This window comes from Streptomyces sp. NPDC097640 (assembly GCF_040302705.1).
Lineage (GTDB): Bacteria > Actinomycetota > Actinomycetes > Streptomycetales > Streptomycetaceae > Streptomyces.
Genome location: NZ_JBEOSB010000009.1, coordinates 22,388 through 35,733 on the forward strand (window position 1 = coordinate 22,388; position 13,346 = coordinate 35,733).

Below are 13,346 nucleotides of genomic sequence, written 5' to 3' on the forward strand. Positions count from 1 at the left end.
ACGTGGAGAGCACCGGACATCACAGCGACTCACTCGTCGTGCTGACCGCGCTGGACGTGGAGTACGAGGCCGTTCGGGCACATCTGGTCGATCTGCTGCCGCGCATGCACGCGTCCGGCACCCTGTTCGAGGTCGGCCGACTCGCCGGTACGTCATGGCGTGTGGCGCTTGCCGAACTCGGCGACGGCAACCAGGGGGCGGCCGTGCTGACCGAGCGGGCGATCGCCATGTTCCGCCCGCGGGCCGTGGCGTTCGTCGGGGTGGCCGGGGCGCTCAAGGGCGATATCGAGCTCGGCGACGTGGTCGTGGCCACGCATGTGTACGCGTACCACGGTGGAAAGGACGAGGACGGCGAGTTTCACTCCCGTCCGAGGGTCTGGCCGGTGCGCCAGGAACTCGACCAGCTGGCCCGCTTCGCCCGCAGGTCCGGTTCATGGACCGAATCGCTGCGGGAGCGCCCGCCCGGCGCCTCCCTCCCGGCCGTCCACCTCAAGCCGGTGGCCGCCGGGGAGGTCGTCCTCAACTCGGCGGACTCGCCCCTGCGCCGGCAACTGCGCCGGAACTACCAGGACGCCGCAGCCATCGAGATGGAGGGCGCCGGTGTGGCGCAGGCCGCCCATCTCAACGCGGCCTTACCCGCCCTGATCGTCCGCGGCATCAGCGACCGGGCCGACGGGAAGAAGTACGACGCCGATGCCCAGGGCTGGCAGTCCCGCGCGGCCCGCCATGCCGCCGCCTTCGCCTTCTCCGTTCTCCGCGCACTGCCGCCCGGTGGCGATCCGGCCCCACCCGGGCCGGGAAATCCCACGGGCCCGGCGCCGGCGTACGAGGTGGGCCCGGAAGGGGCGGCGGCACCGGAGCCGGCACCACCACCGGCACGAGAGCCGGCACCAAGACCAACACCGGCACCGGCACCTGATCCGGATGAGGGGAGGCCGTCGGACAGCGAGTCGGCCGCACACCGGCAGCTCCTCCGATGGGCACGGAGGTTCTCGGACGATCTGGACGTCGTGGCCTCTCCTCGGCCGGACGGCGGCGCCGGCTCCCCGCCGCAGCTCAGCGGCGGGCTGTATGTGCGGCGCACCGTCCAGGACCGGGTGATGGAGGCCCTCTACGACGGCGATCCGCAGGCGATCCTGGTGACCGGGGACGCCGGGAACGGCAAGAGCAGTCTGCTGTGGGGCATCGCCCAGGACCTGACCGCGCTGGAGGACACCGAGGTCTTCCTGGTGAACGCTGCCTGGCTGTTGCGCCCCCTGGGCGGCACCTCCAAAAGCCCCATGCTGACCTCCCGGACCGTGGTGTCCGGGACGGACCATGCCCGGGCCCGGGGGCGCGCACCGGTCGTGCTCCTCGACACCGCCGATCTGCTGCTGCACGACGACTTCCACGAGATGGCGCTGCTCGACCTGTGCGAGGACCTCGCCGCCGCTGGTGTCCGCCTGGTGCTGACCTCCCGGCCGGAGGAGGCGAACCGGCTGCGCACCGGCTTCGTCCGGATGTCGCTGGGCCCCTACGACGACGGCGAGATCCCCCACGCCATCCGTGGACACGCCGCGCTCTACTGCCCCGATGCCGTGCCCCGGGACGACGGGGCACGGGTGCGGAGGCTGATGGAGCCCGTCGCCCGCGGACTGCCGGTGCGCGAGGTGTGCAGAAGCCCCCTCCAGCTGCGGCTGCTGTTCGAACTCGCGCGGGACGACGGGGCGTTCCCCAGCGCCGAGATCGACGCCACCGGCCTCTACCGTCGCTACTGGGACCACCGGATCGTCACCGATCGGCGCGTTTACGGCAACCAGAGCGCCACGTCGCCGGAGGATCTCTCATCCATCACCGGTGCGATCGCCGTCGTACTCATGTCGGCCGGCCGGACCGAGCTGTCCCACGAGGACCTGGTCGAGCGGCTCACCTCGGCGGACGCCGCCCCCCGCCCCTCGCGGCCGTACGAACCGGCCCGCGTCGGGGCGGCCATGGATCTGCTGATCGACCGGGGCGTGCTGGCCAGAGGAGCTTCGGACGGTATCCACTTCTTCCACCAGACCATGTTCGAGTACGCGGCCGCGCGTGGCCTGCTGCGCCTCACCGGGGTGCGAGCGCTGCGGTCGCTGGCCGAGTGGGTCGGTTCCCATCCCCATGACTTCTTCGTCGGGGCGATCCTCGAACAGTTCCTCATGCTCGCGGCGGGGCCGGAGCGGTATCGCGGCCCGGTACGGGACACGCTGAGCCGCATGGCGGCGCACCCGGACGCCGTGATCCTCCATACCGTCGCGGTAGCCGTCGCCGCCCGGAACCCGGCCGTGGGGGTGCCCGTCGAGCCTCTGCTCGCGACGGCGCCGCACGGCGTCGCCCGGCGGTACGCGGTCCTGGCCCCGACCGTACGCGACACGGACGTCGACGCACTCCTCCCGCTGCTGCGCGGGCTGTGGGAAAGGAAGGAACCCAGTCTGGAAGAGGCCGTGCTCGAAGCCCTGGAACGGCTGGCCGCGCAGAACTCGCTCGCCGTGCACGCCGCCCTGGCCGACTGGGGCTGCGTCCGGGAACTGACCGGGCGCCGTACGGGCAGCGTGGGCATCGACATCCTGCCTCGGCTTCTCGTGCTGACCTCACACCTCGATGTGGCATCCGCCCAACGGGGTCTCATGGGGGTGCTCGACTTCGCCCTGTCCCGGGGGTTGGCGCAGCTGGCATCCGGTGTCATGACCCTGTGGGCGCGGCACTGGAGACCACTGGGCTCGCCGGAGTGGGCCGCCGCCGTCCAGAAGCGGATCGAGCGTGTGCGCATCGCGCCGAAGTCGGGGGACGTCGAAATCTTCCGAACAGCCCTGGCCAGGGTGGTGGCCGCCTCCTGGACCCATGACCACGGGCTCCCGGGCGACGGTACTGACGGCACTGACGGCGCCGACGGCCGTCCCGACACCGGAACCCACCCCTGGACACACCGCCTCGACCATACGTTGGCGCTGCTCGAAGCGGACGACCAGGACACCGTGGGCAATGCCGGACTCATCGCCGTCACAGCGATCCTGACCACGCTGCCGCACGGACACTGGGCCATCGAGACCACCCTCGACCGCTGTCTGGAGATGACCGGCCACGGAGCGCCGCACGCGCTCCAGCACCGCATGGTCTTCCCCTCGCTGCTCAGCAGCGACTGCGCCGCGGCAGCGGTTCTCATGCACAGGCTCGCGGCCATGCTGAAGGCACTGCCCTGTCCCGAAAACCAGCCGGTCACGCCCTCGAAACGGCGAGCACTGGTCGCCCGCCGGATCCTCGCCCACCGGGACGTTCCCCCGCACCGCGTCCGGCAGGTCCTGGAACACTCCGGCTGGGACGCCGACTCCGACGTGTGGCTGTCCCGGGACGGCCTGGCGACGCTCCTGCTGCCGGCCGCGCTCGGCGGTCACCCCACCGCGGTCCACAGGATCGAGAAGGCGACGACCGCCCCCGCAGCCGCCCGGAGCCTCATCCGCCGTTCCCTGCACCGAGCGGTCACCGACGCCGGTCTCCACACCGAGCGCCACATCGGCCTGCTGGTGACCCTGTCACTCCTGGACGCCGACACCGTGCTCCTGGAGGCCATCACCACCGGCCGGGCCAAGAAGGGCACCGGCCCGCTGACACCCCTCGCCCATGAGCGGGTGCTGGGCGCACTACGGGCATCGGCCCCGGCCCTCACCGGACTGATCGCGGACGAAACGGCCGAGGGCAACAGCGGCAAGCGGCAGCGCCAGGCACTGACGCTCTGGGAATGCTCCGTGTCAGCCGGTGTTCTCCCCGCGCCCGGCCTGACCGAGCTCCTTCCGCGGTACGGCATCTTCTCCGATCAGAAGACCCGGGCGGCCTTTGTCGGGCTGGTGGGAACCATCGCCGCGCGCGAACCCGGCCAGTACCCCACGGCAGACCTCTTCCTTTCGGGGCTGGTGTTCGACGCCGCGGGACACATCCTCCACCTCAACGACACATCGGCCAGCACCCGAAACGCCGCCCGAAAAGCGCTCCTCCACGCCGCCTGCGAGTCCGGCCCTCTCACCCACACCGCCGTCACCAGGGCCCTCGACCTGGCTTTCGCCCCACCGACCGACGCCGGACTGATCAGCGGGCTCGGCCAGCTGGTGCGCCGGCTCAGCACCGCACACGGCGCGGCACCCGCCACCGAGCTGCTGATCCGCGTCATCGGCAGGGCCGTGGCCGGGCGACAGGGCCCAGCCGCCGAGAACCACCTGGCCAAGGCGCTCCGCGGCGCGATGGACAGCATCTTCGACCACGGTTCCCCGGCTGTGTACCGGAGACTGTGGGAGCACCTCAAGGAGCCTGGTGCGGAGGGCGACGCCGGCCACGTGGCTTTTCCGGAGCGGTACGCCTTGGGGCTGGTGAGCTGCGCGGTCCGCCGGGCCTATCCGACAACCCGCCACGACCTGGAAGAACTCGTCGCCCACCCACGGGTGCCGCAGCGCACCAAGATGTGGATCAGCGACCAGCTCAGCGCCCGGTCCCGCGAGCACACGGATCACGACCTCAGCTGGGTACTGGGAGCTGAGGGGCCTGACCGGCACCTCTCACACTCCGTCAGCCCGAGCTGAGGACCGGAGTCGAACACGCGGCGCCCCCACGTGAACCTGCAATGGCGGGCCATTCCGGGCCGGTTCAGGGCAGGAGAACCGGTTTGCCCTTGGTGCGGCGGCCAAGGAGGTCCGCGTGCGCATCGGATGCGCGCCCGAGGGCGTACTCGCTGCGACTGGTCGGCCCCGTCCGGCGCCGGGACGCCGAACGGGGGACCGATCGCGTCAGGAGTAGAAGCGCACGTAGTCGAAGCGTGCGGTCACGCCCTTGCCGGCCAGGGAGACGAGGCCGATGCGCGGGTCGGAGCCTGCGGGCAGATGCCAGACCCCACCCCAGACGTAGTGCTTCCCGTCCCGGCTCGTGGCCGGCTGGAATGTGTGTTCGCCGGTCTTCGGATCGACGGTGTGGCGCAGTCGCAGCCACATGGTGTCGGCCGACGGGCCCAGCTGCATCTCCGGCCAGCTGTCACGGTCTCGGCCGATCCACAGGAAAGCCTGCCGTGACGGACCGGTCCGTGTCGGGGCCAGATGGATCGAGTCCTCCGGGCTCTGGAAGGCGATCATCCCGGCCTGGCTGCGCCCGTCGGGGGCGTCGGTGATCGGGAAGTGCAGCTTGGTCTCGACCGTGTAGGTGCCGGTCGGAGCGTCACGGAGCAGCGCCGATGCCATGGTGCCCTTGCCGGAGAAGTCGGCATCCTGCGTCGGCCACACATACTGGCCGTCGGTGACCTTCCCGTCGGCGGGGCCGAACCACGTCCAGCCGTCCAGCTGGTTGTCGTCGAAGTCCTCGTCGTACTCCGGCAGCCGGGCTCCGATGTCGGGGTCCGGCTGTTTGACGGTCACCGGCCGGTAGAGCCGGGTCACGCCGACGTTGTCCACCTCACCGGCGCCGCGGGTCGAGGCGGCACCGCCACGGCGCCAGTCCTCGGGCACGTCCACCGTCAGTTCGGCCAGCGGCATGTCGAGCATGGCCGAGCTGACCTGTACATGCGCCACCCCGTCGCGGATCTCGGCCGTGAGCGAGTGCCAGGTCCGCGGATCGGCGTTCGCGTGCAGACGAGCGGTCCGCTTCCGCACCACCTTCCGGTCCCGGGTGACCTCGACGGAGAGTGTGCCGGTGGAGTCCAGCCAGGCCACGGCGTGGTCGGACGGGCCCGCGGACGCCAGAACCAGGCCGACCCGGCCTTCGTCGTCGCGCAGCCGGACGTCGGCCTCGATCCTCACATCGCCGTCCGGGGCCCGACGCGGCAGCAGCAGCTGCGGGACCGCGGCCCGGGACCGGCTGCGGGCATAGCGTCCCGAGTCGGGATCCGAACCCGTGGTCCAGGAGCCGTGTCCGGGGATGTCGAAGTGGCCGAGGCCGTCCTCGAAGGTGCTGCCCGCGTCCCATGCGCCCGTCGGCGCGGTCTGCCGGTCCTCGCTGGTCCAGGCCCCCGCGCGGACCGTCGGCCAGCCGTCGATCCAGTCGAGCCGGTCCATCACGCTCGGCCGTCCGCCCCAGTTGGGATCGCTCTCGTGGCGGTCGAATCCATTGGTGAGGATCCAGTCCTGGCCCGATTTGTCGACCAGGTTCGCCGAATGGCCGGTGGCGACCCACTTGTTGCCGTTCGGCGCGTTGACGATCGTGCCGCCCGGGTGCAGGTCGGCCAGGCCGACGCCCTCGGCGTCCTTGAACGGGCCCATGGGGTTCTCGGCCCGCCCGACGAACACCGGATAGGCGCCCTTGTCCCGGGCACAGCAGCCCAGGCCGGAGTAGAACAGGTAGTACCAGCCGTCGCGCTTCACCGTGTACGCGGCCTCGCCGCGCCGGGCGCCGACCACCTGCACCGGATCGCCGACCGGCGCGGTGCCCTCCTCGTTCAGACGCACCGCCTGGATTCCGCCGTCGCGGAACGAGCCGTAGTAGAGGTACTTCTGGCCGTCGGAGTCGACGAACACCGACGGATCGATCTGATTGACCGTCGTCCCGTACGGCAGCACGGGGCGACCGATGTCCTTCCACGGGCCGGCCGGATGGTCCGACGTGGCCAGCGCGATGGTGTTCTTGTCGCCGCCGGCGACCGAGTAGTAGAGGTGGTACTTGCCGTTGATGTAGCGGATGTCGGGTGCCCAGTAGTAGGTGCTCGCGAAGTCGCGCCACTCCGGGTGGTTGTCGGGCCCGAAGACGTCACCGACGTAGCTCCAGTTGACGAGGTCGGCCGAGCGGGTGATCGGCATGAAGTGCTGTGACTCCCAGGGGCCTCCCTGGTTGTCCCGGCGCATGCTGGTCTGGGTCGCATAGGCGTACCAGTAGCCGTCCTTGCCGCGGATGATCGACGGGTCGGAGAAGGCGTCCGCGACGTTGTCCATCACGGGGTTCTGGTACGTCCCGGGCTGATCGGCGGGATCGGCCGCGGCCGGTCCGGGATGCGCACTGCCGAGGCCGAGGACCATGAGCAGGGCGAGGAGGGCGGCGCCGGGTCTGCCCCGGAGCGCGGGGAATCGTGCTGACTTCGATGTCATGTCGGGAGCTCTCCTTTGTGGATACCGGATATGCCGGGCCGCGGTCGGAAGAACAGATGGGTGTACGGCGCGGGGTGGGCTCAGACGACGACCAGGGCCGCGATGCGCCAGAGGCCGTTCAGCTTCGAGCCGGTGATCTCCAGGTCGGCGGCGCGCCCATCGGCTCCACCGTCGAGGGCGAAGGAGAACCAGACGAAGGCCCGGCTCGGCAGGCTGTCGTCGCCGGAGCGTCCGAGGACCGTGCCGTCCTCGGAGATGGTGGTGACACCCGAATCGGTGAGGGAGTCGCCGGTCAGCACCCACACCGTGTGCTTGCCGGCCGGCACCGGGACGCGCAGGACGGTGGGCTTGCCCCGCTGCATGACGATGTCGCGGCGCAGATCGTCGGCGTTGCCCCGGTCACGGGTGTTCGGCCGGTCGCCGACCCAACCGAAGCCGCGGTCGGCGGTGTAGCCGTCCTCGGGGGACAGCCTGGTGTATCCGGTCAGCAGCGGGCTGGACGGCGGGCCGGCGTCGAACGCCGTGGCCGCGTCATCGGGGTGCGGCGTGGTGACCACGGACACCGACCGGCCGCGCTCGATCTCCTCGTCGCCGCTGGTGAGCCGGATCTCGACGGTGGCGAATCCCGGAGTGGGCACCGGGGTCGCGGTGACGGTCAGCTCTCGCTCGGCTCCGGCGGTGACCGTCACGGTCCGCTCGGTGCCGGACCAGCCGTCGGGGGTGACGAGGCGGGCGGTGACATCGCGGTCCTTGGTGCCGGTGTTGCGTACCAGCACCGTGACCGGGTTGGCCCGGCCCGTCCACCACACCGGATCGGCCACCGCCCTCATGACGACCAGGGACGGCACCGGGGCGGCGGGGTCCGTGACGGCGAACGCGGACAGCCGCCAGGGGCCGCCCACCCCCGTGAACGTGATGTCCGTGGTGCGGCCGGTGGCACCTCCGTCGAGGGGGAGCTCCAGCCAGGTGAAGGTTCCGCCGGGCTGCTTCGGACTGGTGGCGACGGTGGCGCCGTCCACCGCGACCCGGGTCGGCGAGGCCGTGGCACCGGTGTCCCCGACCAGCGCGTACCCGGTGTGCTTGCCGGCCGGCAGGGCGACGCGCAGCACCCGGGACGAGTTGTGCCAGAGGTGGTCGCGCAACAGGGGCTCGCCACCGCGGTCCCTGGCCGACGGGGCGGCGCCGACCCAGCCGTGGCCGGCCGACGCGGACCAGGCCGACTCGGGGGTCAGCGCGTCGTAGCCGGGCATCGAAGTCCCGTTGCGTGGACAGCCGTTGAGCGCCCAGAGGCAGCGCCTGCCCTCGGGGGCTACGACGAGGGACGGCGGGCGGCCGTCGAGCCGGGTGAGCTTCGGCGCCACATCCAGGTCCAGGGCGGCGACGGTGCCCGACAAGGGGGGAGTGACCGGCAGTTCGAGTTCGGCGGTCGCGGCGCCGGCCGCGGACTGTTCGGCGGGCTCGGTGCGCCAGTCCGCCGCCGGTGGCCGCAGTACGACCGTCAGGTCGCGGTCCCGCGCAGAGGCGTTGGTGACAGTGACCGGCAGGAGGTTCGGCCGACCGCCGAGCAGCACCCGTGAGCCGTTCAGCGCCGCTTGCAGCCATTCCCGCCGCGCGTCGACGACGCGGCTCTTGTCGAAGAAGAATCCGACCACCGTGTCGCGCCAGAACGTCGCGTGCGCCCGCTGGGCCTCGATCCCTGCCTTGACGGCGGCATAGCGCTGCGGGTCGACCGCCCCGGACAGTTTGCCCCACCCGGCGAGGAACCGGTCGATGCGGTCGACCCCGGTGAAGTGCGTATCGTAGATGTGCTGGATGACCGTCTTGCCCGACCGCAGGCGATGGTCGTACGGCACCCAGTGCAGGAACAGCAGCAGGTCGTCGGGACAGGTCGCCGTGGACTCGTAAGTCTTCTGCCACGGCCGTGGGTAGAGCCCGGTGAAGCCGCTGCCGGTCGCCTCGGTGCGGTCGAAGCCGGTGCCCTCGGTCGTGGAGTGGTGTGACTGGAAGAGGGTGCCCAGCGGGCTCGGGTCGAGATGGTCGCCACCGGGGTCGGTGAGATAGCCCATCCCCAGCGGCGAGGTGTAGTCCTCGTACGTCCGGCGCGAGTGCACGAGGATGTCGGCCACGACCTCGGTGACCGCGCCGTCGGTGCCGAAGGTCAGTCCGGCCCACTCCGCGGCCAGGTCCCGGGGATCGGCGTCCGGGTCCCAGCACATCCTCCCGAAGGCATAGGTGTTCGCCGCTCCCATCAGATAGCCGGTCCAGTTGCGGGCGTTGCCGAAGTTGCTGACCCCGGCGATGCCCGCCCGCGGCGCACGGCCGTCGCCGTCCGCGAGGATGTCGGCGACGGTCGGTCCGGTGCCGGGCCCCCGCGTCGGAAAGGTCAGCACCTCCCGCCACAGCGGAGCCAGATACGTGGTGTGGAGCGTATGGCCCGTGTACTCCTGGGTGAGCTGGAGTTCCAGCATCTGGTTCGTGTGCCGCATCGCGCCGAACAGGGGGTGTACGGGCTCGCGGATCTGGAAGTCGATCGGACCGTACTTGGTCTGGAGGATGACGTTGTCCTCGAACTCGCCGTCCAGCGGGGCGAACACCCGGTACTGGTACTCCGCCCAGTCGCTGAAATCCTCGTGGACGAAGCTGCGCCAGACGATCTGCCCGCCGTGCGGGGCGACCGTGCGGGCCAGCATGTTCGCGCCCTCGGCATGGGTGCGTCCGTAATCCAGCGGGCCGGGCTGCCCCTCCGAGTTCGCCTTCACCAGGAACCCGCCGAATCCGGGCAGGCTCTCGAAGATTTCGGCGCTCTTGTCCTGCCACCACCGCTGGACACGTCGATCGGCGGGATCGGCCGTCGTGATCGGATCCGCGTCGTCCGCGGTCAGGATCATCGGACTGGCGTAGTTGACGGACAGCCAGACGGAGATGCCCCATGAGTGGAGAAGTGCCGCCAGGGGTCCGAGTGCGGTGAGCATCTCGCCGGTGATGAAGTCGGCGTCGGCGTTCACATTGTTGAGCACCGAGGCGTTGATGCCGATCGATGCCATGGACCGCGCGTAGTCGACGAGCCGGTCGGAGATGTCCGGCAGCTTGTCCCACTCGAAGAGCGACGTGCCCGCGTAGCCACGCTCGATCGACCCGTCGAAGTTGTCCCAGTGATTCATCATGCGCAGTGCGGTGCGCGGTTTCTCCACGACGGACAGCTTGTGCAGTGGCCGCTCGAGCTGGAGCAGACGGATGAGATGGAAGACTCCGGCCAGCACGCCCCGATCGCTGCGGGCCCCGACGACCAGTCGCCGCCCGCCCGGCGGGCCGGTCATCTCGATCACGTACCCCTGCTCACCGATCCGGGCCAGCCGGTCGGGGCTCACCTGGGATCGCACGACCGGTGACTCGTCCACCGTGCCGATGACGACCGAGGCGCGATCGGCGGGCACCCGGGCCGGTGCGCTGCCGGTGAGGCCTTGGGCGGCCCGCCGCAGTTCCGACTCGGCGTTGCCCATGACCGGGCCCTCGCCCTGACGCGCCAGTCCGGCCAGGGCCTTCCGGTACTCGGCGAGCCGCCGGGGATCGGTGGTGGGGCGGTAGCGCAGCCAGAGTTCGTAGCCGTCCTCATCGGGGGTGGCCGCCGATTGGGCGAGGCCGGTCGCCGTGCCCCACGGGCTCAGTGCGGTGGCGAAGGCGAGAGCGGATGCCTGGAGCACTCGGCGGCGACTGTACTCGTACTCGGATCGCGCCATTGCGGTTTCTCCTCTGCGGAATCAGATGACGAGAGGCGCTACGTACGGGTTCGGGTGAGAATTTCGCGCAGTTCGGTCAGGGGGATCTTCGGTTGGCGGTCCGGCGTGAGCAGGCCGTTGATCTCCTGTTCCGTGTCGGTGAACTGGGTGTAGCAGTAGCCCGCGAGCCCGGAGTCCACCGCGGCGGTCACCAGGTCGGCGAGGCGTTCCGCGAACTCCTCCTTCGTGGCCACGGTGTCGTAGCCGAACCACTCGGCGCCCTCGGCCGGCTCGAACGTCGCGCCGCCGAACTCGCTGAGGACGACGGGCTGCCCTTGGTGGCGGACGCCGTCCAGGGTCAGCCGTTTGGCGCCGGGCCACTGATCGGCGAGCTCGCCCTGCCGCAGCGAGGCGTGGCCGTAGCGCCGGCGCAGTACGTCCCCGTGCTGGGTGTAGTCGTGGACACCCCAGATATCGGCGGCGGAGATCTCCCAGCCGTCGTTGGAGACGGCTGGGCGGGACGGGTCCAGGGCCTTGGTCAGGTGGTACAGGGCGTCCATGAAGTGGCGCTGCGCGGGGACGAGCGCCGGGTTCGGCACGGACCAGGACTCGTTGATCGGGACCCAGGCGACGATCGAGGGGTGGCTGAGGTCGCGGGAGATGGCTTCGGTCCACTCGGCGACCACGCGCTCGACGGTCTGTGCGCCGAAGGTGTACGCCGACGGCATCTCCTCCCACAGCAGCAGCCCGAGCCGGTCGGCCCAGTACAGGAAGCGCGGGTCCTCGACCTTCTGGTGGATGCGCAGCCCGTTGAGGCCGATCTCCTTCGCCAGTTCGACGTCGCGGCGCAATTCCCCCGCCGAGGCCGACAGATGCGATGCGGGCCAGTAGCCCTGCTGGAGCGCGAACCGGAGGAAGTACGGCTTGTGGTTGAGGAGGAAGACGCCGTCGTCCCAGCCGATGTCGCGCAGGCCGAGGTAGGACGTCGCACGGTCGACCGGTGTGTCCTCGGCCGCGTCGCGCAACTCCACCGCGGCGTCGACGAGGTGCGGCCGCTCCGGACTCCAGAGCAGCTCGTCGAGATCCTGCCCGTGGCGCAGGGCGGGCACCGCGACATCGAACTCCGTCTCCTGGCCCTCGAGCAGCGTCCGCTGCTCGGCGAGCACCCGCTCACCCCGCGTGAGGCGGACCGTCACGGTGAGCGGGCGCTGCGGCCAGTGGCCGAGCCGCAGCCGGCAGCGGACGCGGGCGTGGGCGACCTCGGGGGTCCAGTGCAGGAGCGCGATGTGCTCGGCCGGGACCTCTTCCAGCCACACCGGCTGCCAGATCCCGGAGGTGCGGTGGTACCAGATGACATGCGGATCCCGGCGCCAGTCCTGCTTGCCGCGGGGCTGTGCGGCGTCGAGCGGCTGGTCCTCGGCGCGGACGACGACGGTCTGCTCGCCGTCCCGGTCGATGGCGTCGGTCAGATCGCAGGTGAAGCCGGTGTGCCCGCCCTCGTGCCGTCCCACCAGGCGGCCGCCCAGCCAGACCTCGGCCCGGTGGTCGACCGCACCGAAGTGCAGCAGGAGCCGCCGCCCGGCGGCCGGCCGGGGCACGTCGATCGTGCGCCGGTACCAGAGCACGGGGTGGAAGGCGGTGTCCGCCACGCCCGAGGCCGCGGACTCGGGCGGGTAGGGCACGGTGACGGTGCCGGTGAACGGTGCGGCGTTCGCCGGGTCCATCCAGCGGTCGGCGCGACCGCGGTCCTCGTCGTCGTGGGCGAACTGCCAGGGACCGCTGAGATCGCGCCAGTCGGGATCGCGGATCAGCTGCGGCCTCGGATGGCCTGCGGCGTCCAGGTGCGGGTGGGGCATGCGTGAACTCCGGTGGTGTGGTGCGTGGGTGGGGGATGGGAGGGTGCCGCGCTGCCGTTCAGCTCTCCTGGACGTCCGCGGGCTCCCGGGCGTCCGCGGGGGAGCGGAGGTCCACGACCGTGGCGGCGAACGCCAGTGGGCCCGGCAGCAGCGGGATCAGCAGCGGAATCGACCAGGCCAGGAGCCCGCTGAGGATCACGGCACCGGCCAGCAGGAGACTGCCGCGCGGGTTCGCGGCCGAGCGGAGCAGCGCTTCGCGCGCGGACAGGACGTGCGGTGCCTCCAGCGCGGCCGCCCGCAGCGCCACGACCGCGGCGCCCAGGATGAGCAGCGCGAGCGCGGGCGCCATGACGGCCGCTCCGGGCAGCGCGGCACGCATCAGCGCGGCATCGATCAGGACGACCACCGCGAGCAGTGGCGGCACCAGACCGAGGGCCGCCGACCGCGCGGACAGCTGGGCACGAAGGTGAGCGCCGTACGTACCGGCCCTCACCTGCACGCCGTTGCCCGCAGCCTGCCGGAGCGTCGCGGACGCCGCGGCGAACGCGGCCGGGGCCGTGACGACCGGCAGGCAGGCGAGGCTGGTGAGCAGGCCGATGAGCAGCATGTCGGCGAAGAGGGTGAAGCCGGAGCCGAAGACCTCTCCGGGTTCCCGGCGCCCGCGCCGGGGCGCGATCGGCGCGTGAGTCATGGTGTGCCGTGCGTGCGCCATG

5 protein-coding genes are annotated in these 13,346 nt (G+C 71.3%); 1 reads left to right on the forward strand and 4 read right to left on the reverse strand.

The genetic code is table 11. The annotated features are described in order from the left end of the window. Nucleotides 1-2: 2 nt before the first annotated feature. Entirely contained in the window at nucleotides 3-4,580 is a 4,578-nt protein-coding gene (locus ABTY62_RS15775) for a phosphorylase family protein (protein WP_352129967.1), read from the forward strand. A gap of 204 nt (nucleotides 4,581-4,784) precedes the next feature. On the opposite strand, the gene ABTY62_RS15780 is transcribed toward ABTY62_RS15775, so the two are convergent. The 4 genes from ABTY62_RS15780 to ABTY62_RS15795 all read right to left on the reverse strand — a co-directional run bounded on the left by ABTY62_RS15780 (nucleotide 4,785) and on the right by ABTY62_RS15795 (nucleotide 13,345). After that, on the reverse strand, nucleotides 4,785-7,061 hold the full coding sequence (locus ABTY62_RS15780) for a glycoside hydrolase family 43 protein (protein WP_352129968.1): 2,277 nt from the start codon (nucleotides 7,059-7,061) through the stop codon (nucleotides 4,785-4,787). Nucleotides 7,062-7,141: 80 nt separating this feature from the next. Next, nucleotides 7,142-10,798, reverse strand: coding sequence for an alpha-glucuronidase family glycosyl hydrolase (locus ABTY62_RS15785; RefSeq protein ID WP_352129969.1), 3,657 nt, complete (start codon nucleotides 10,796-10,798; stop codon nucleotides 7,142-7,144). Nucleotides 10,799-10,836: 38 nt separating this feature from the next. Further along, nucleotides 10,837-12,633: a glycoside hydrolase family 2 TIM barrel-domain containing protein gene (locus ABTY62_RS15790; RefSeq protein WP_352129970.1), complete on the reverse strand. Its 1,797-nt coding sequence runs from the start codon at nucleotides 12,631-12,633 to the stop codon at nucleotides 10,837-10,839. 58 nt (nucleotides 12,634-12,691) lie between these two features. Beyond that, nucleotides 12,692-13,345, reverse strand: coding sequence for a hypothetical protein (locus tag ABTY62_RS15795; protein ID WP_352129971.1), 654 nt, complete (start codon nucleotides 13,343-13,345; stop codon nucleotides 12,692-12,694). Nucleotide 13,346: the final 1 nt, after the last annotated feature.

Excerpts from the sequence above, each read along its gene's own strand:
- ABTY62_RS15780 (WP_352129968.1), bottom strand. The coding sequence starts at position 7,061 with ATGACATCGAAGTCAGCACGATTCCCCGCGCTCCGGGGCAGACCCGGC.
- ABTY62_RS15785 (WP_352129969.1), bottom strand. The coding sequence starts at position 10,798 with ATGGCGCGATCCGAGTACGAGTACAGTCGCCGCCGAGTGCTCCAGGCA.
- ABTY62_RS15790 (WP_352129970.1), bottom strand. The coding sequence starts at position 12,633 with ATGCCCCACCCGCACCTGGACGCCGCAGGCCATCCGAGGCCGCAGCTG.
- ABTY62_RS15795 (WP_352129971.1), bottom strand. The coding sequence starts at position 13,345 with ATGGCGCACGCACGGCACACCATGACTCACGCGCCGATCGCGCCCCGG.